Genomic DNA, 18557 nt, shown 5'->3' on the forward strand with positions numbered 1-18557 from the left:
TGGATATCTGTTGCAGATGTCTGCACGTGATTGGCAGTGAAGTAGGTCACACAAGGTAAAATGACTGAACGACCTTACGTGAACAGACATGGCGAAAAACCGTCATCAGGGCGGTGTCGCTTCCTGCAAACACATATCGCAATCAGAGAGGTGAACGGCGCGTAATTCCGTCAGTCTGATTCAAAACAGGAGGATTGCCCCTTGTCGACCCGTACTCTTACACGCGCTGGTGGGCGTTCCGCGCGCCGCGCTCTTCGCACCGCGCCGAATTTTGACATGCTGCCGGGGCTGACACGCGGCATCCCGCATTGCGAAGTTATGGACGGAAGTCAGGTTGAGCTTATCGACAAGGCCGCCATGGATATTCTGGAGAATGTCGGTGTCCAGTTCCGCGACCCAACCGCAGTGGAAGACTGGAAGAAAGCGGGCGCGAAGGTTGACGGAGAGCTGGTCTTTCTGGATCGCAACATGGTGCACGAGCTGATCGCGACCATTCCGGCGCAATTCACCTATCACGCGCGCGATCCGCAAAAGAACCTCGCTCTCGGCGGCAAGCACTCGATCTTCGTGCCGATGACCGGCGCGCCGTTTCTTCGTGATCTTGACGACGTGCGCCGGAACCCGACGCTGGACGATCTGGCGATGTTTCACAAACTGTCGCACATGATGCCCGCACTGCACAGTTCGGCCCATCATATCGTCGAACCTTACGATCACCCGATCAGCCAGCGGCACTTGCGCATCACTTTTTCGTCGATGAAATACTCCGACAAGACCTTCATGGGTATGACCACCTCGCCCAGGAATGCCGAAGACGTGATGGACATGTGCGACATCCTGTTCGGCGAAGGTTTCATCGATGACCACCCGGTTACAACAGGCAACTGCAACGGCAACAGCCCATTGGTCTGGGATGAAACCATGCTGGGTGCAATGCGTGCCTTCTGCCGCCGGAACCAGCCGGTCTTGTGCTCGCCCTTCGTTCTGGGCGGTGCCAATACGCCCGCATCGGTACCCGCAACCGTGGCACAGCTGACCGCCGAGGCGCTTTCGGCGCTGGCCTATACGCAGGTGATCCGCAAGGGCTGTCCGGCGATCTGGGGGCACTACCTGTCAACCGTTTCGATGAAATCCGGTGCACCGATGGCAGGGACGCCTGAAATCAGTCTGATGAATTTCATGATTGGTCAGATGGCGCGTTTTTACGATGTGCCATGGCGCACTTCGAACACGCTGGGCGGGGCCAAGACGTTTGACGCGCAGGCCGGGTACGAATCCGCGACAACTCTGGGCGCTGTTCTGCATGCAGGGGCCCATTACATCTGGCATTCGGCAGGCTGGAACGAGGCGGGGATGCATTGTTCGGTCGCAAAGTTTGTGGTGGACGCGGAACAATGCGCGATGGCCTATCGGATGGCGGAAGGTCCTAAATGGCACGATTTCGATCAGGCGTTGGCGGCGGTTTCTGATGTGGGTCCCGGCGGACACTATCTGGGTCATCCGCACACGCAGGACAATTTCCAGACTGCGTTCTTCATGCCGGAACTGTTCGACAACAACTCCATCGAACAGTGGGTGGCGGAAGGTGAAGTTGAAATCACCGAACGCGCTCTGAAATACGCGAGGAAGCTTTTAGCCGAGTATCAGGAACCAAAGCTGGACGAGGCCAAGAACGACGCCCTTCTGGACTATGTCGCCCGCCGTGAGAGAGAAATTCCGGCAGCAGATGAGCTAAACCAGACATACTGATGCAAACTCCCCGTGCTGGCCTGCCCGAAACACCGGGCGGGTTCTTTTTCGTTCAAGACCAAGAGACCAAAATGAAGATCGCCGAATTGCACATCTACAGCCACGACCTGTCGGTCAAAAACGGACCCTACACCATGGCCAATGCACAGGTCTGGTCCTTGGATACCACGCTGGTGAAAGTTGTGGCGGACAACGGTCTGGTTGGCTGGGGGGAAACCTGCCCAGTTGGGCCAACATATGCCGAGGCGCACGCAGCAGGTGCCCGCGCAGCGCTTGCCGAAATGGCCCCTGGCTTGATCGGGGTCGAGGTGCTGCCCCTGTCCCTGCATCGCCGGATGGATAGGCTGCTGAACGGGCATGCCTATGCTAAGGCGGCCATCGATATCGCGGTGCATGACCTGCTGGGCAAGCATCTGGGCGTTCCGGTCTGTGACCTGCTGGGCGGTGCGACCACGAACAAGGTACCATCCTACTACGCCACTGGCGTCGGCGCGCCCGATGACATTGCCCGGCTGGCAGGCGAAAAGCTGGCAGAAGGCTACCCCCGTCTGCAGATCAAAGTTGGGGGTCGCCCGGTCGAGATCGACATCGAAACCATCCGAAAAGTCTGGGATGTGGTCAAAGGATCAGGCATGCGACTTGCCGTCGACGGCAACCGGGGCTGGACCACGCGCGACGCCCTGCGTGTTAGCCGCGAATGCCCCGAAATCCCGTTCATCATGGAACAGCCCTGCAACACCATCGAAGACTTGCAGAAGATCCGGCCTCAGGTCGCACACGGTATATACATGGATGAAAACAGCACCAGCTTGAACATCGTGATTTCGGCAGCGGGCACCGGTTTGGTCGATGGGTTCGGCATGAAGGTCACCCGCATCGGCGGTCTGCATCCGATGCGCGCTTTCCGCGACATCTGCGAGGCGCGCAACCTGCCACACACCTGCGATGACAGCTGGGGAGGAGACATCATCGCTGCCGCCAGTACTCATATCGGTGCCACCGTTCGGCCCGACCTGCTGGAAGGTGTCTGGCTGGCTGCGCCTTATATCGAGGGAAACTACGACCCTGAAAACGGCATCCGGATCAAAGGTGGGCATATTGAACTGCCAACCGGGCCGGGGTTGGGCGTGGTTCCTGATGAAGGCCAATTCGGTGCTCCGGTTGCATCATTCTAACAATGGATGACTTTATGAACCTGAATGGAAAATCGGCTCTGGTCACTGGCGCAGCCGGTGGTATCGGGGCGTCAATCGTTCAACGCCTGCGCAAGGCGGGGGCGCGGGTCGCCGTCGCAGACCGGTCGGTCGGTGGCATCGAGGCTGAGGCACATCTGCCCGGCGATTTACTTGATCCCGCCTATTCTGATTGCTTACCTCAGGCTGCGGCTTCGGCGCTGGGTGGGCTCGATATCGTGATCAACAATGCAGGCGTCATCACGCGCGGGTCGGTCACGGAAACGTCTGATGCGGATTGGTCTCTGTCACTGGGGGTCAACGTTGAAGCGCCCTTTCGTATCTGCCGTGCCGCGATTCCAATCATGGCCGAAGCAGGGAGTGGGGCCATCGTCAACACCGCGTCCTGCTGGGGGTTGCGTCCGGGCCCTAACCACGCCGTGTATTGTATGACCAAAGCGGCCATTGCGTCCTTGACCCAGTGCATGGGCATGGACCACGCCCATCAGGGCATTCGCATCAACGCAGTATGCCCGAACGAAGTGAATACTCCGATGCTGCGCTCGGGCTTTGAAAAGCGGGGTTTTGATCCCGATTCCGCGGTGGCTTCTCTGGGCCAAACCGTACCGCTGGGCCGGATCGCCGAACCGGAAGACATCGCCGACGTGATCATGTTCCTTGTCTCGGACGCATCGCGCTATGTTTGCGGTACGTTGGTCGAGGTCAACGGAGGGAAGCCCGTTTCATGAGGCGTTTCGATGGAAAAGTAGCGCTGGTCACCGGCGGGCGTAGCGGCATCGGTCAGGCCATCGCCCGACGTTTGCAAGACGAAGGTGCACAGGTCTTTACCGCCCAACGCGGCGAGGACAGCGAATTCCATGGAATCGCTGCTGATTTCACCAATCCCAACAGCCCCGAGCAGGTGGTCGGCAATGTGATCGCTGAAGCCAAGCGTCTGGACGTGTTGGTCAACAACGCCGGCATGATGCAGGAAGCCTCGGTCGAGGAAATGAGCCATGAGGACTGGCAGCGTATCCTGACGGTCAACCTCACCGCACCGTTCCTGATGATCAAGGCCGCACTGCCCTACTTGCGCAAAACCAAAGGCACCATCGTCAATACCGGATCCATCGAAGGTTTGGGCAGCAATCCCGGCCACGCCGCCTACTGCGCGTCCAAAGCAGGGTTGCACGGCCTGACCCGCGCCGTTGCCGTGGATCACGGGGCCGAAGGCATCCGATGCAATGCGGTTGCGCCGGGATGGGTCGATACCGAGCTGAATGAGGATTTCATTGAATCCATGCCCGACCCGGCTGCATTCCGTCGCGACATTGCCAAAATCCACCCTGTCACCCGGACGGGACGTCCTGAAGAAGTTGCGGCGCTCGTCGCGTTTCTGGCATCAAAGGATGCAGCTTTTGTCACCGGGCAGGTCTATACGGTGGATGGAGGGCGCATGGCGAAGCTCAGCTTGCCTTGACCTCATTCCTTGCCTGACCGCCATTCTTTCCAGATCAGATAGCTGTTTACTCCAAACGAGGCGAACGGCTCGGGTGGCAATCGCGGCAGGTCCGGTTGCGCCAGAAAATGATCTGCAATCTCTGATCCACCTTGCAGTACCAGTTCTGCCACCCCTATTCCCTGCAAGGTGCCTCGAGCGATACCCAGACCGTTCTGACAACAGGCCGAGAACACATCATCCTTCAATTCGCCGAACGCCGCCGATCCGTTGCGGCTGAGGCACAGCATACCGGCCCAGCGGTGCTCCATCTGCACATCTGACAGATGCGGGAAACGTTCCCTGAACTTTCTGTCATGCACCCAGCCTGCATTGCGCAGTCGCATTGGACTGGTTTCGATCGTTGGATGAAAGCTTGAGCAGGTGCGAATCAGGATGCGATCCCCGTAGCTGCCGGAAATGCGCCGTACCGACGTCCCCATTGGGTTCGCAGGCGTCACGGACCAACGCGACTGCCCGCCCATTGTCTTGATCTGCGTGTCGGTCAGCGGCGCTGTGAGCGAGGCATAGAGGCATATGTGCATCAATTGCCGCTGGTAGAACCCAAAGCTTTCCAGATGGCCATTGTTGGCCAGAATGATCCGCCCGGTGCTGACCTTGGCCTTGTTGGTGCTGACCGCCCAGCCTGCGCCTTGTTGTTCAATACGGATGACGGGTGAATGCTCGAATACATTCATCTGCCCGGCCAGACGGGCAGACAGCGCCCGCACATATGCCGCAGGCTGGATCATCACTGTCCCCGGCGCATAAAGCCCCGAGGTATAGTGTGGGCTGCCTGTGATCTCTTGCATCTGCTGCTGATCATAAAGCGTATGCGGCTCGCCCAGTTTGGTCAGGTGCGCGGCAAAGGCGCGGTTATGGGCGTCGCCCGCTTTGGTGGCGGCGGCATTGTATTTGCCGCAAGGGTCGAACATTTCCTGTGGCAGCCCGCAATCGGAGGCCACTTCGGTCGCAAAGGCAATGGCCTTGCGGTTCATCGCAATGGTGGCGCGATCTGCCTCTGATCCCTTGCCCGCGTAGTTATCCGAGGCCAAATCATGGGGCAAGTCGATCAGGAACCCCGAATTCCGGCCTGCCGAGCTCTCCGCGAAGCGATCGGCTTCCAGCAGAACGATTTTCAGCGAAGAATCCAATTGATGCAGCCGCCGTGCCGCGCTGAGCCCGGCAAACCCGCCGCCAACTATTGTGATATCCGCGGTAAGGTTCCGTTCCAGCACCGCCAGAGGTGTTTGGGGCGGCAGAATCGCGTTCCATCCCGACGGACCTGTCTGCCGGGGTAGCCTTTTGGCGTCATGTCGGCTCAACCGACGGCCTCGTCCGCGTCATCGGCCAGATCGATCCAGATGGTTTTCAACTGGGTGTACTGATCATGCGCGTGGATCGAGTTATCACGACCCCCAAAGCCCGATTGCTTGTAACCACCGAAGGGTGTCGTGATGTCACCTTCGCCGAAGCTGTTCACTGTCACGGTGCCTGCGCGGATCATCCGCGCACCTCGAATGGCGCGTTTGACATTGGCCGTGAAGATCGAGGCGCATAAGCCATAGTCGGTGTCGTTCGCGATCTGGATCGCTTCATCGAAGCCCGAGACTTCAATTACCGACAAGACAGGGCCAAAGATTTCCTCGCGCGCCAATGCAGCGTCGTTGCCGGGCACTTCGACCACGGTGGCCTCGACAAACCCGTTGTCTGCCTTGCCACCGATCACCACGTTCTCGGCCTGATCCAGATAGCCACAAACCTTGGTGTAGTGGTCTTCGCTCACCAGTGCGCCCATGCGGGTTTCGGGGTCGAGCGGGTCGCCCGTGTTCCATTGTTTGGCGTGATGCGCGATGCGCTCCAGCAGCTCGGCCTTCACTTTCTTATGCACGATCAGGCGTGACGAGGCCGAGCAGTTTTCACCCATGTTCCAGAATGCGCCATTGACGATATGCGCCGCCACCCTGTCCAGGTTTTCGGCATCGTCCATCACGATGGCTGGGTTCTTGCCGCCCATCTCCAAGACCACCTCTTTGGCGTTGCTTTCCGCCGAATAGGTCAGAAAGCGTTTGCCGGTCACGGTTGAGCCTGTGAAGGATACCATGTCGATATCCATGTGCCGCCCAATGGGTTCGCCCACCTCGGCCCCGCCACCGGGAACGATGTTCAATACACCGCGTGGCAAACCGGCCTCCATCGCCAATTCGGCAAGGCGCAGGGCCGTCAAAGTGGTTTCAATCGCCGGTTTCACAACAACCGAACAGCCTGCCGCCAGTGCTGGCCCTATCTTCCATGCCAGCATCAGCAGCGGAAAGTTCCACGGCAGCACCAGACCGACGACGCCGATTGGCTCGCGCACCACCATGGCGATGTGATCGTCGCTGGCGGGCGAAACCTGATCGTAAATCTTGTCAATCGCCTCGGCGTGCCACTTCAGGCAGTGGATCGTCTCGGGCACATCAACAGTTTCGCAGTCAAAGATCGTCTTGCCGCTGTCGATGCTCTCCATCACGGCCAGTTCACGGGCGTTGCGGGTTATCAGCTTGCACAACCTGATCAATATATCCTTGCGATCAGACGGATGCAGCTTGCTCCAGCGGCCATCGTCAAACGCCTCACGAGCTTTCGCGACCGCAAAATCCACATCCGCTCCATCGCAGGATGCGATATCGGTCAGTTTTTCACCGGTTGCAGGGTTCTCTGTCGCAAAGGTCTGGCCCGAGAACGACGGACGGAATGCGCCGTCGATAAAGGCACCTGTCGGCAGGTTCAGACCTGCGGCGATGGATTTGTATTCGTCCTGTGTCAGCAGATCCATGTTTGTCACCCCTCAGCCACGATGTCAGCGATTGTCTTCCTCAGCACGCGCGTCACCTGTTCCAGCGCGCGCTTGTCATCTTTGTTCAGGCCCTTCAGTGGAGGCCGCATGATACCCGCGTCGATCCCGTTCATGGTGACGCCATGCTTGATGGTCTGGATGAACTTGCCACCCTGTTCCAGCACCCGCATCAGCGGCATCATCGCAGACATGATCCGGCGCCCTTTGGCAAAGTTGCCTTCGATCACGCAGGCCTGATACAATGCCACATGTTCTGCTGGCAGGAAGTTCGAACCGCCGCAGACCCAGAATGGTGCGCCCCAGGCGAAAAACTCCAGTGCCTGATCGTCCATGCCACAGCCCAGCTGGATATGCGGATAATCCCGCGCCAACAGATGCACCCGGTTGATATCGCCCGAGCTTTCCTTGATGCCGCAGAAATTTCGGCTCCGACCTACGCGGTCAAGGAACTCTTCCCCCATCATTGTGCCGGTACGGTGCGGATAGTTGTAAAGCATCACCGGCAGGTCGGCGGCCTTGTCGATGGCCAGCGCGTTCAGCGCGTTTTCGCGATCCGTCGGTACCGAATAGGGCGGGCTGGCCAACAGGATGGCGTCCGCGCCGATGTCGCGCGCGCCCGCGGCCAACGCAATCGAGTCCGAAGTCAGCATCGCGCCCGTGCCAACCACCAAGGGCAACCGCCCTTTCAGGCGCTGATGCGTGAATTTGGCCAGTTCCAGCCGCTCCGCCACGGTCTGGGAATAATTCTCACCCGTGGATCCGCCGGAAATCAGGCCGTGCACACCATTTTCGATCAGGTATTCGATCACGTCGGACAGGGCGTCCCAGTTCACGCTTCCATCGTCGTGATAGGGGGTGACCACAGGGGTATATATCCCTTCAAACTTGAAAATCGGGTTCATTCCGTCCTCATGCGGGTTTCGAAAATGGTGGGATACCCATCGGCACATCCAGCGCGTCAGGCATCACGAACATCCCGATCTGATCCCGGGACAGGTTCCAGTGATCCTCGGCCAGTTTCGCCGCCGCGGCTTCATCGCGTGCCTCGATGGCTGCGATGATCGCGTCATGCTGTTGGCTGGCCAGCGACAGGTTTTCGGACATTTCAACTGTCTGTGGCCGGTAGAACGTCATGCCAATCCGTGCATGATCGATCAGCAGCCGGTTGAATGACGGCAGCAGGTAGACATTGCCGGACATCTCTCCGGTCACGTCATGAAAACGGTTGTTGGCAAGTGCACGATCTTCGGCCGACCCTGAACGAAGGGCAGCTTTGAATGCTTGCTGAGCCGCTTTCAGTTCTTCGATTTGCGCGTTAGTCGCGTTCACTGCCGCCAGACGCAGGATGGCCCCGTAAACCATCGGCGCGGCAAGGAAGAAATCTCGCAGCGTGGTGTAGGACATTTCCGAAACACGGGCGCTGCGGTTTTTCCGTAGATCCAGATAGCCTTCGCCAGCCAGTTGACGAAACACTTCGCGCAGAGGCGTGCGCGACAGGCCGAATTCATCGGACAGATGCGCCTCATCCAGATCGTCACCTGGACGAAGGCGCAGCGTCAGGATGGACATCTTCAGGTGTTCTCTGAGCGCATTTTTGCGCGACTTGGCTTCGTCTTTCATCCTTTGGCCTCACTATGTCCTGTGGCCGCTGCGTTCGAATCGCGGAGGTCACAGTTTTGTATTTCTAAAAAATACAACTTGTATACAAAAAAATCTCGTGCAGCATGGGTGTCTGCAAAATAGACTCACGTTCGGGCGTCGGCCCAGTTTGGAAATGGTCCTGCTCATGCCTCAGACGCAGCACTTCGCCTTCATTCTGGTCGAGGAGTTTTCGCACCTCGCCTTTTCCTGTGCGGTCGAGCCGCTGAGAATCGCCAACCTTGTAAGTGGCGAAGAGCTGTATCGCTGGTCATTTGTATCCGAACAGGGCGAGCAGGCCGTGTCTTCCAATGGGTCCGTCACCCTCGTGCATTCCGGACTTGAGGAACTGTCCAAGTGCGATCAGCTCTTTGTTTTGTCGGGCATTCACATGCGTGACCACGTGACCCGTTCCCTTCTGGCCACACTGCGGCGCGAACGAGCGCGTGGAACGCGGATCGGGGCATTGTGTTCCGGCGCGTGGCTGCTGGCCGAGGCCGGGTTCCTCAACGGTATGCAGGCGGCGATCCATTGGGAATACCACGACGCGTTCATGGAAGCCTTTCCGGATATCAATCTGGTGCGCAGCGTCTTTGTCGCCGACGAAAAACACATTACCGCATCAGGTGGGACCGCGACCGCAGACCTGATGCTGCATCTTATTGAACGCGACCATGGCGAAGAGCTGGCCACCGATGTTGCGGATCAAATGGTCTATAACACTGTGCGTAATGCGACCGCTAAGCAGCGCGTTTCGCTGCAGTCGCGCAATGGAATGCGCAATGCCCATCTGGCAAAGGCGATAGATATTATGCAGGACAGTCTGGAAACCCCAGTTTCACCATCCTTCATTGCAGACAATTTGGGTATCTCCACCCGTCAACTTGAACGGTTGTTTGGCAAATACTTAAACACTTCCCCTAAAAGGTACTTTATGGAAATGCGGCTGGAACGGGCCCGGAAGCTGCTTTTGCAAACCGAGGCGTCGGTCACCGAAGTCGCCGTGGCCTGCGGCTTCGAAAATCCGGGTCATTTCTCTAGGGTATACAGGTCCAGTTTCGGCATCACGCCGCACGCGCAACGCAACAAGATCAACTGAAAAAGATGGGTTGCTGGTTCGCGCTTACCGGCGGGGGTGCCGCGATCTGTTGGCCTCGAACTGGCCTGATCTGGCACCCCCTGATCCTGCCGGGATACCCCCTCGTTAAAAACTGGACTAGTCAACAGACCGGCAGGATTACCCACCAATAAATCTCGATATAGGCATAAGTATATCAAGAACTTGTCATCCAGAGATTTGTTGTGCCCTGTTTCGTTAATCTACCGTTAATTTAAGGCTCAGATTGAGGCTTTGATTGTGGGTAATCTGCAATATCGACATGCGGTCGCCGCAATCTGTTCAACCTGATGGCGTGTCGTGATTTGTGTCAAGCCTCAGAGGTTTCCAAAAGGAATCTGTTTCACGGTTCAAAACAAGTAGTGAACATATCATTGAGGTTTGGTCGACCCACGCTCGGACAACGCGCCTGCTGATCATCTTTGAAGGCAAAAATACGAACGAATCCAATCCAGGTCAGAATCAAGACAGCATTCGACGGGCAACTTGACGGGTTGTGAGGAAACCCAAGTCAAGATTGCGCGCCGTTGGAATATGGCTTTGAGGCCGTAGATTGTACGTATCTGACATGCTGCGCTGACGACACTGATATCCTGTACGACCAGAAGCGATCGGAATCCGTCAGTCCAGATGATAGGACAGAAATCGTTCTGTCCCGCCGGCACTATACCCCCACTGTGCTTTGACACCGAAAACTTCTGAAACGGTTTCCAAAGACAGGGCATGTTCGGGCGGGCCAAGAGAGACCAGCCGCCCTTTTGACAAAACAGCCACCCGGTCACAGGCCATCGCCTGATTCAGATCGTGCAGCGCCATCACTGTCGTCACTTTTAGAATTCGAACACAGTTCAGGATCGACAGTTGGTGATGAATGTCCAGATGGTTGGTCGGTTCGTCCAAAAGCAAGAGTCCCGGTTGCTGAGCCAAAGCGCGTGCGATGTGCAGTCGCTGGCGCTCTCCTCCCGACAATGTCGCCCATTCTCTGTGTGCCATATCGGCCATTTCCACGGTTTGCAGGGCTTTGTCGACTTGCCAGGTGTCCTCGGCGCGCCACGGCCGTAAGGCCGACAGCCAGGGCGTGCGGCCCAGTTCGACCACGGATCGTGCAGTCACGCGTTCGGCCGTATCAGCCTGTTGTTCAACGATGGCAATCCGTTGGGCAATTTGTCTGCGCGACAAATGCGAAACGGGATGACCCGCTATGACGACTTTTCCTGAAACCGGACGTACCAACCCCGCCAGCAGGCGCATCAGCGTTGATTTTCCCGAACCGTTAGGTCCGACCAAAGCAAGTGTTTCGCCGGGCTCCACGACAAAGGATACGTCTGACAGCAAAGTCTTGCCGCGAACGGAATATGTCAGGTTTTGCGCCTCGATCTTCATCGGGCGCTCCTCTGGCCGCGCACCAAAATTACGGCAAAGGCAGGCGCACCGATCAGAGCGGTGACCACCCCAATCGGCAGAACCTGACCCGGGATGATGATGCGCGACACGATATCTGCGCCGATCAGGAAGACCGCTCCGATCAAGGCGGAGGTTGGGATAAGCCTGCGATGCCCCGGTCCCACAAGGAACCGGGCAGCATGAGGGATGACCAGCCCGACAAAGCCAATGGATCCGACGATAGAAACCATGACAGCTGTCGTGAGCGCGGTCGCAAAGATCAGGGTTGCCTGCACCCGACGTACCGATATGCCCAGCGAGGCCGCTGAATCAGAGCCGAAAATAAAGGCGTCCAGTGCTCTGGCGTGAAAGCGGCAAATGAGCCAACCGACAAGGGCCACCGGAATGGCCAGATACACATCCGGCCAGCGCACGCCGCTGAGGTTTCCCATCAGCCAGAACATGATCCCGCGCGCCTGATCGGCATTGGCGGATTTGGCGATGATGAAGGCCGTCAGCGCATTGAACAACTGAGACCCGGCAATTCCCGCCAGGACGATCTGTGCCGTCGCAACCCGTCCGCCCCCTGCGCCAGCGGCTCGGGCCAGCAACGCGACAAAACCAAAAGCCAAAAGCGCGCCATTGAACGCGCCAAAAGACAGCGACAAAGCCCCCCCACCCAAACCAGCGATGGTTACAGCCACGGCACCCGTCGAGGCCCCGGCAGAAATGCCCAAAATGTAAGGGTCGGCCAACGGGTTTCGCAGCAAAGCCTGCAACACGACCCCTGCGACAGCCAGACCGGCACCGCAGGACGCAGCGACCAGAGCGCGAGGAATCCGGTAGCTCCAGATAATACCCTGATCAATTGGGTCGACAGGAAAGTCCGCTCCGGCCAGCTTGTTGGCCAGAACGGAGAGAACCAAATCGGGCGACAGAGAGGTTTCCCCGATCATCGCGCCCGCAAGAACCGCCGCAATCAACAATGGCACGGTAAGGCACGCAGCCTTGAAACCCTGCCGTAAGATTGCGGCGACCTCGTTCACAGGTTGTTTCCGATGGTATCCAGCTTCTCGGCCAGATCCTCCAGCGCCGGGATTGCGCGGATGGTGGCGTCCATGGCCTGCGCATCCATAATGACGATCCGGTCATTCTTGACCGCATCCATCTGGCTGGTCACCGGATCAGTGCGCAGGAACTCCAGCTTTTTCAGGTAGTCGTCCGCAGCAAAGCGACGGCGGTCCATCTTGGCGATAACAATCACCGTCGGATTGGCCTTGGCAATGGTTTCCCAGCCCACTGTTGGCCATTCTTCATCCGTCTCGACGACGTTGCGGATACCCAATTTACTCATCATGTATCCCGGTGCGCCTTTCTGTCCGGCCACAAACGGGTCGCTTTCCATTTCAGGAGAGGAAAACCAGAATACGGCTGACACATCGTCCAGCTTCACGGTTTGCGCCTTGGCGACGGCTGCGGCTTCGCGGGCCTTGTACTCGGCAACCAGGTCCGTGCCGCGTTCGGATACATCAAAGGCTGCCGCCAGTTCTTCGATACCCTGATACAGCGTATCGGTCGAGAACGCTTGCAGGCGGGTGCCATCGCCGCCGACTGTATTGTCTTTGCCGATGCAATCTGCAGGCATTACGTACGTTGGAATGCCCAGTTCGTGAAATTGCTCACGCGTGGCGACGATGCCCTCGGGTCCGACATGCCACTCATATTGCGCTGCGACCAGTCCCGGCCGCTTGGCAACAACGCTTTCAAAGCTGGGATCATTGTCTGCCAGACGCTCTACCTTGGCATTCACCTCGGCATATTCAGGCAGCACCTCGTTGAACCAGACCGAGGTTCCAAGAACCTGCTCGCCCAGACCCAGCGCATAAAGCACCTCGGTCGCGGCTTGGCCGACCGTGACTGACGACGTCACTGGCGCGTCAAACGTGACCGAGTGACCGCAGTTTTCGATAGTTAGGGGAAAGTTTCCTTCGGCGGCAGCGCTGGTAGCCAGCAAGGAAAGGCCAATCAGGCCAGTGCGTAGAAACATGACAATCGATCTCCATGTGTCAATGACCAGAGAACGGGTGAATGGGCATTTACCGAAGCAACAGACGCTTTACTGCCTGCCGTGAGCGCAGGGTAGAAAATAGACCGCCCGGCGCGTTTCTTCGGCAACCTCCCCGGACAACCCCGCCCGGTGTGTTTCGGTTTCATACCGGCAGGTCTCCTGACTGACGGGTCTTTGTCTGTCCTGTCTTCCCAGACCAAAATGGCCCAGTGACGGAAATGGACAGCGCTCGCCGCCTACAGTTGCGGGGGCAGTTCCGGTTGGCACCAAAAGGCACCTCGGATTCCCTCTTAGCCACATCGGGACCGGTAAAACGCGGGTACCTTAACACTTACCCTGCGGCAAGAAAAAACTCCGGGGTCTTTCCTATTTTCTCGCAAGAGCATGCACCTGCGCGTCTCAACATGGCGCTGATATCAGAAAAGCCGCTGAGAACGCGCCAAAATCCGGACCTAGATTCATAGTGTGTGATATTAGGTGCAAATTGAGCATAAGCGTGCACGAATCAGTATTTTCTCGCATAGGTTGTGCAAAAAAATCTCTTAAAAACAATAGCTTAAAGAGCGACAAATTTGATGAAACACCATAACTGTGCAACGCGTGAAGCATAAGCGTGCAAGACCAAAATCAGGAGGCATAAGCGTGCAAAAGTAGAACAAAGACCAAGACCACTAGAAGTGCCGGCCCATGCCGCAAATATTGAAACAACACTAGTCCATCGCAAATTTGACGGGCTTCGGCGAGCATCGCACCTCGAAGACTTTTTCGAGAGCTACCCACTGCACCGAAATCGGATGTTGAGATGGCTCGGGTCAACTTCCGCTTTATCGGGCAAAGCTTCGCTTCTCTGCCGCGCAGCATCCCGACTGTACTACGTCAGCGATGCGCAGAAAGCAGACTTTGCAAAGTCCGGTTGACCACATTGTCCACCAAAGGCGACAGTTCTGCTTCGCGACTGGGCTATACATAGCCCTCAAAGCGTATTGTTTGCGGGACTTCAGTTGCACCGTTTTCCTGAGCGAGTAGGGCGCGTGCTGACGAAAAGGTAGCAAGCGCAAAAAGAACAAGAAGGGCCTTTATCATCGTAGCGCCTCGGATCCGGGTTTTGAACTTGGGCCGGGGTTCACAAATGATCGCCCCGGCCAGCGTCAGGGCAAACGAGGTAGTTCTTGCCCTGAAACATCGTACTTTCGCCTAATTTAGAAGATCACCGACGATGCCGACGGCATCGACCACGGTAGACAGGTCATTCGTAACTTCGAGGACTTCGTCATCGACCAGAATGTAGCGGTTTCCTTTGCCCGGCTCCCCAAGCTTCCATTTGGAAAGGTCCCCAATATCCTCGAACTCCAGGTCAGATGGGAGCTTGGCACCGCGCGTGTAGCGCTTGATCTGTCCAGGTGGTACAGCTTTTGGGCCTTTGCCGGGTTTGTCTTCTATCTGAATGCTGACATCACCGTTCTTGCCCCCCTTGTTCGGCTTTTTACCCTTGTTGTCTTTGGCATGGGCATCGCTGCCTCCAAGGATGAAAAACACAACTGCTAAGGCTGCAAGAATTCCGTATGCAATCTTCATAGATTGTTCCTTTGCTTCCCAACTTCATTCGACCGGCGTTGAAAATTCCGGCACGCGCTTGATCTCTCTTAGTTGCCCTTTGGCACACCCCTTAGTGACTGCCTTCACCCCGCATTAGAAAACGATCCGGGTTCTTAGACCGAACAGGGTAATCCGGTCCTGATCGGGATTTAGAAGCGGGTCGGAAATGAATTGTACCGATGGCGTGATCTGCAGTCCGGGTGAGATTGAAAAGCGGTAGAAAGCTTCAAGCGTGAACTGATCGCCATCTATGCCTCTTGCTTCGGCCCAGTTTAGGCCCAGACCGGCCAAATCGGTGTTGCGACCATAGTAACCGAGACCGGCAGAAATCGACCGTTCATAAAGCGCTGCGGTTCCCTTCGAGGCCCCTGCACGGAAGAACGGCATCCATTTATTGTCAACAAACCATGCGGCGGAAAACGCTGCGCCGTAATCTTCTGCTCGACTGCCATCGTCAGCCGCATCCGCATGCCAGAGGGTCAGATGGATATTGTCGAAGTAGATGCGATCAAAGCCGGACGTGTACCCAAGTTCGAGCGACTTGAAGAGATTGCCGTCGCTAAACACATCAAAGTTTGGATCGGACGGGTCGGCGTTTGCGTCTGATACGCTGGCAACGGCGTAGAGGTTCTCGCTCAGCTTTACCCCGCCGGCAATACCAAGGCCTTGGTTGGGCGTGTTGATTGTCGGGTTGGTATTGAAAGACAGGTTTTGAAAACCACTGTAGGGGCTTACCAACCCGTAGATATCCACAAAGTCCGTTACATCAATCTGGCCGACTTGCAGCGCCCACGACCCATTCTCAGCCCTTTGGGTCCAGAACAAATTGGTCAGAAGCAAACCGTTGTCATTGAAGGCTGTTCCCGTGATTGAAAGGGCTCCGCCATCCAGCCCGAGAAATTGCGGAGCAACGTCAGTATAACTGTGCCTGTCTTCGATCTTGAATGTCAGAGACCCCCGTTCAGTTGCCTGCCAACTGCCGTAGAACCGCGCAATTCCGCTGGCTGCTTCGCCGGTTCCCAGATCAGCATCCGTGGTTTGGCCCAATGCCAGGTAGTCAATGTTGAACCGAAAACCACCCTCAGCCAGTCGGTCTTTCCACTGAAACCAACCCGGTGCGATGTTGCGTGGAAAATCGGAACGATATTGCGGATCGGTGAGCCCGTCTCCGGGCGCAAGATCGGCTTCGACTGAAGATGGCCCGGATAGTCCCTGAGCCGACGCTGCGCCAGCAAATGCAATGCTCAATGCGGCAACCAGAAGTCTTATCATTTTGACGCCTGTGCCCCACCGGTCTTGCGATTTCCTGCCGCGCGGATGCGATCAGCAGCACGCTGCTTCCATTCCAACCTGTCTGCCTCGGTTTCCAGAGTTTCGACACGTTCCGCCACTAGCTGGAAAGTCGCATTCATAGGCATGAGGCCATCCACAACCATCATATTATGAACGGAAGGATCGATAGTCAGCGTGCCTGTCAGCCGAACGGGTTCGTGGAAATAGCTAGGCGCCCAGTCCCCGTTCAACCGCACACGGATCATCTGGTTAGGCGGAGGTGGAGGCATGTGGCTGCACATCCCTCTTTCTGGCACCAAATACGCCACAGGCCGGCCGTCCGGATCGCTTGGAGCAGGAATGGCAAAGCCCGCGAGTGTGATTGTTCTGCCGTCGAATTGCGGGTTTCCGCTCGTTCCAGCCTTTCTTCGACGTTCAGTCACAACCTCGCGCTGATCGAGTAACCAGTCGACGTCAATTCCGTCTGACACCAAGGCGTCTTCGGTCTCTGCTAAAAGCAATTGCCATTTCTGCCGTTCTTCGGCGCTGCCAACCTCCTGCTGCAACCTGCCGCGTATACGCACAACGAAAAGAACATCGTCGAACTGTTCGGGGCTGAGTTCACGATAGGGGTCATCAAAGACCTGCGCAGACGGATCTGGCAGATCTGCCCAGTCCAACGCGGTTCCAGGCGTCGCCGCAGCATCATAACCGCACAAAACCAACCCTGCGAATACTGCGGAGCAAAACCAATTTCGCATGAATGCTCTCCGGCTGCTTTATCTGGTCAATCCAGTGTGTTTTTGTAGATCACACCGTCCTTCATGATCAGGCGGATTGTTTCCGGGCTGTCCGGCCTCGGGTCCGCACCGAACCACTGATCGCCTGTTCCAACGACAGAGAAGTCTTCGAGGGGGTTGCCGTCTATCAGCAGGATGTCGGCATAGGCGCCTTCCTCGATCACACCGAGCTTGCCAGCCGTGTAAGGGTTCGAAAAATCGCCTGACAAAGCTACGACCTCACCGCCGATTGACGTAAGTGTCACCATCGACTGGTACGGTCCGAAGAACTCGTTATTGAGATGTTTTTCATAAGCAATCTGGATGTTGCATGCTTCCACTGATCCCACGCAATCGGTCTGAAAGCCGCGTTTTACCGGGCATTCCTTCATATTCGGAATGTAGTTCGCGAAAGTCGCGGACGCCGAAATCGCTTTCGCGAGGCTCTTGGGCTCGTTCTTGACCGATGGGATATCCAACAAACCCGGATCAAAAGCCGTGAGGTTAGTCGTTATGTAAGCCCCTTTCTCGTTCATAATCTCGGCAATCTCGCAATCGAAGGAGAAGCCGTGTTCAATGGACATTACACCGGCCTCAAGGGCGTTCATGATTGCTTCCTTGCGGTAAGAATGCGCCATGACATAGGTGCCGTATTCGTTGGCAACCTGAACGGCAGCTTCGATTTCTTCCTTGGAGCCGGCGAGCAACTGCCATGGGTCAAACGCCGAGATCACCCCACCCGACTGCATGAATTTCAGCTGTGTCGCCCCCATGCGCATGTTATTACGACCATACAGGTAGACATCATCGACACCGCTGACTTGTTGCGCCATGTTCAGATTACCGAAGTTGGTCTGTCCGCCCGGCGGCGAGGTGAAGGATGCGAAGTCAGCGTGGCCGCCGCGTGTCCCGAGGAACGCGCCTGACGCATAGTGACGTGGACCGACGATCTGTCCGGCGTCGATGGCCCTCCGCAGACCGCCGTTGGCGCCGCCAGCATCTCTTACAGTCGTAAATCCTTGCATCAGGTACATCTCGGCCATCCTGGTTCCATGGATGCCAAAATCCTCCCAGGTCGAGTTCGTTTCCATGGAAGCGATAGACGGTCCCATGAGCATGAGGTGTGCGTGAAGCTCGATGAAGCCAGGTGTGAGTGTCCTACCGCCGCCATCGATCACCTCCGCATTGGGGGCATCGATCGCATCAGTTGAGACGACCTTGATAAGGTTGCCCTCAACCAGAACGCTTGCATTTTCGATCCGCTGTTCATTGACGCCGTCGAAGACATGTACGTTGGTAAACAGCGTTTGGGGTTCTTCTTGATCCTGAGCCTGCGCGGTCGTCGAAAAAGAAAGAACTGCTGCGACAATTGCCGTCGAGCAAAGAGACATTCGTAAGCCGGACATAAGTACTCCCTTCATATTCATGTTTTGCCAACTATAGTCT

At 56.8% G+C, this 18557-nt stretch carries 15 protein-coding genes, 1 pseudogene and 1 riboswitch; of the genes and pseudogenes, 5 read left to right on the plus strand and 11 right to left on the minus strand.

Annotated elements, in window-relative coordinates; genetic code table 11:
* Positions 1-201 precede the first annotated feature (201 nt).
* The 4 genes from ACR0ES_RS08305 to ACR0ES_RS08320 all read left to right on the plus strand — a co-directional run bounded on the left by ACR0ES_RS08305 (position 202) and on the right by ACR0ES_RS08320 (position 4401).
* On the plus strand, positions 202-1749 hold the full coding sequence (locus ACR0ES_RS08305; RefSeq protein WP_480870224.1) for a trimethylamine methyltransferase family protein: 1548 nt from the start codon (positions 202-204) through the stop codon (positions 1747-1749).
* A gap of 71 nt (positions 1750-1820) precedes the next feature.
* Positions 1821-2924 (plus strand): mandelate racemase/muconate lactonizing enzyme family protein, encoded by a 1104-nt coding sequence (locus tag ACR0ES_RS08310; RefSeq protein ID WP_480831418.1) that lies wholly within the window; start codon positions 1821-1823, stop codon positions 2922-2924.
* A gap of 14 nt (positions 2925-2938) precedes the next feature.
* Positions 2939-3670 carry an SDR family NAD(P)-dependent oxidoreductase gene (locus tag ACR0ES_RS08315; protein WP_480773256.1) on the plus strand — a complete coding sequence of 244 codons (732 nt, stop codon included), beginning with the start codon at positions 2939-2941 and terminating at the stop codon, positions 3668-3670.
* A complete protein-coding gene (locus ACR0ES_RS08320; protein ID WP_480773120.1) occupies positions 3667-4401 on the plus strand; it encodes an SDR family NAD(P)-dependent oxidoreductase in 735 nt (244 codons plus the stop codon). The genes ACR0ES_RS08315 and ACR0ES_RS08320 overlap by 4 nt, the downstream gene beginning before the upstream one ends.
* Before the next feature lie 2 nt (positions 4402-4403).
* Here ACR0ES_RS08320 and ACR0ES_RS08325 read toward each other — a convergent pair whose 3' ends face one another.
* From ACR0ES_RS08325 to ACR0ES_RS08340, 4 genes are read right to left on the minus strand one after another with little or no spacing between them, the layout of a single operon-like run.
* The gene (locus ACR0ES_RS08325; RefSeq protein WP_480870226.1) at positions 4404-5744 is read right to left on the minus strand and encodes an NAD(P)/FAD-dependent oxidoreductase; all 1341 of its coding nucleotides are present in this window, start codon (positions 5742-5744) and stop codon (positions 4404-4406) included.
* On the minus strand, positions 5741-7237 hold the full coding sequence (locus ACR0ES_RS08330; RefSeq protein ID WP_480773122.1) for an aldehyde dehydrogenase: 1497 nt from the start codon (positions 7235-7237) through the stop codon (positions 5741-5743). The genes ACR0ES_RS08325 and ACR0ES_RS08330 overlap by 4 nt, the downstream gene beginning before the upstream one ends.
* A 5-nt stretch (positions 7238-7242) precedes the next feature.
* Complete coding sequence (locus ACR0ES_RS08335; protein WP_480773123.1) at positions 7243-8160, minus strand: dihydrodipicolinate synthase family protein; 918 nt, start codon at positions 8158-8160, stop codon at positions 7243-7245.
* Positions 8161-8167: 7 nt separating this feature from the next.
* Complete coding sequence (locus tag ACR0ES_RS08340; RefSeq protein WP_480557693.1) at positions 8168-8878, minus strand: GntR family transcriptional regulator; 711 nt, start codon at positions 8876-8878, stop codon at positions 8168-8170.
* Between the two features lie 166 nt (positions 8879-9044).
* Between ACR0ES_RS08340 and ACR0ES_RS08345 the strand changes: the two genes are divergently transcribed.
* Positions 9045-9995: a GlxA family transcriptional regulator gene (locus ACR0ES_RS08345; protein ID WP_480537370.1), complete on the plus strand. Its 951-nt coding sequence runs from the start codon at positions 9045-9047 to the stop codon at positions 9993-9995.
* 891 nt (positions 9996-10886) lie between these two features.
* Here ACR0ES_RS08345 and ACR0ES_RS08350 read toward each other — a convergent pair.
* The 7 genes and pseudogenes from ACR0ES_RS08350 to ACR0ES_RS08380 form a co-directional block, all read right to left on the minus strand.
* Positions 10887-11396 (minus strand): annotated as a pseudogene (locus tag ACR0ES_RS08350) (ABC transporter ATP-binding protein); the annotation flags it as partial.
* A complete protein-coding gene (locus ACR0ES_RS08355; RefSeq protein ID WP_480538224.1) occupies positions 11393-12424 on the minus strand; it encodes a FecCD family ABC transporter permease in 1032 nt (343 codons plus the stop codon). The gene ACR0ES_RS08355 and the pseudogene ACR0ES_RS08350, both read right to left, overlap by 4 nt.
* 14 nt (positions 12425-12438) lie before the next feature.
* On the minus strand, positions 12439-13443 hold the full coding sequence (locus ACR0ES_RS08360; RefSeq protein ID WP_480773124.1) for an ABC transporter substrate-binding protein: 1005 nt from the start codon (positions 13441-13443) through the stop codon (positions 12439-12441).
* Between the two features lie 153 nt (positions 13444-13596).
* A riboswitch (cobalamin riboswitch) is annotated at positions 13597-13789 on the minus strand.
* 869 nt (positions 13790-14658) lie between these two features.
* Positions 14659-15039, minus strand: a complete 381-nt coding sequence (locus tag ACR0ES_RS08365) for a hypothetical protein (protein ID WP_170337130.1) — start codon at positions 15037-15039, stop codon at positions 14659-14661.
* 114 nt (positions 15040-15153) lie between these two features.
* Complete coding sequence (locus tag ACR0ES_RS08370) at positions 15154-16332, minus strand: carbohydrate porin (RefSeq protein ID WP_170337128.1); 1179 nt, start codon at positions 16330-16332, stop codon at positions 15154-15156.
* Positions 16329-17093 carry a DUF3299 domain-containing protein gene (locus ACR0ES_RS08375; RefSeq protein WP_480870229.1) on the minus strand — a complete coding sequence of 255 codons (765 nt, stop codon included), beginning with the start codon at positions 17091-17093 and terminating at the stop codon, positions 16329-16331. The genes ACR0ES_RS08370 and ACR0ES_RS08375 overlap by 4 nt, the downstream gene beginning before the upstream one ends.
* Before the next feature lie 26 nt (positions 17094-17119).
* Positions 17120-18532, minus strand: coding sequence for an amidohydrolase family protein (locus ACR0ES_RS08380; protein ID WP_480870232.1), 1413 nt, complete (start codon positions 18530-18532; stop codon positions 17120-17122).
* Between the last annotated feature and the right edge of the window lie 25 nt (positions 18533-18557).

It is taken from the genome of Ruegeria sp. N7, from assembly GCF_056531345.1.

Coding starts and splice junctions, on each gene's coding strand:
- ACR0ES_RS08315 (WP_480773256.1), top strand. CDS start 2,939: ATGAACCTGAATGGAAAATCGGCTCTGGTCACTGGCGCAGCCGGTGGT.
- ACR0ES_RS08370 (WP_170337128.1), bottom strand. CDS start 16,332: ATGATAAGACTTCTGGTTGCCGCATTGAGCATTGCATTTGCTGGCGCA.
- ACR0ES_RS08335 (WP_480773123.1), bottom strand. CDS start 8,160: ATGAACCCGATTTTCAAGTTTGAAGGGATATATACCCCTGTGGTCACC.
- ACR0ES_RS08330 (WP_480773122.1), bottom strand. CDS start 7,237: ATGGATCTGCTGACACAGGACGAATACAAATCCATCGCCGCAGGTCTG.
- ACR0ES_RS08365 (WP_170337130.1), bottom strand. CDS start 15,039: ATGAAGATTGCATACGGAATTCTTGCAGCCTTAGCAGTTGTGTTTTTC.
- ACR0ES_RS08380 (WP_480870232.1), bottom strand. CDS start 18,532: ATGAAGGGAGTACTTATGTCCGGCTTACGAATGTCTCTTTGCTCGACG.
- ACR0ES_RS08320 (WP_480773120.1), top strand. CDS start 3,667: ATGAGGCGTTTCGATGGAAAAGTAGCGCTGGTCACCGGCGGGCGTAGC.
- ACR0ES_RS08360 (WP_480773124.1), bottom strand. CDS start 13,443: ATGTTTCTACGCACTGGCCTGATTGGCCTTTCCTTGCTGGCTACCAGC.
- ACR0ES_RS08340 (WP_480557693.1), bottom strand. CDS start 8,878: ATGAAAGACGAAGCCAAGTCGCGCAAAAATGCGCTCAGAGAACACCTG.
- ACR0ES_RS08345 (WP_480537370.1), top strand. CDS start 9,045: ATGCCTCAGACGCAGCACTTCGCCTTCATTCTGGTCGAGGAGTTTTCG.
- ACR0ES_RS08310 (WP_480831418.1), top strand. CDS start 1,821: ATGAAGATCGCCGAATTGCACATCTACAGCCACGACCTGTCGGTCAAA.
- ACR0ES_RS08375 (WP_480870229.1), bottom strand. CDS start 17,093: ATGCGAAATTGGTTTTGCTCCGCAGTATTCGCAGGGTTGGTTTTGTGC.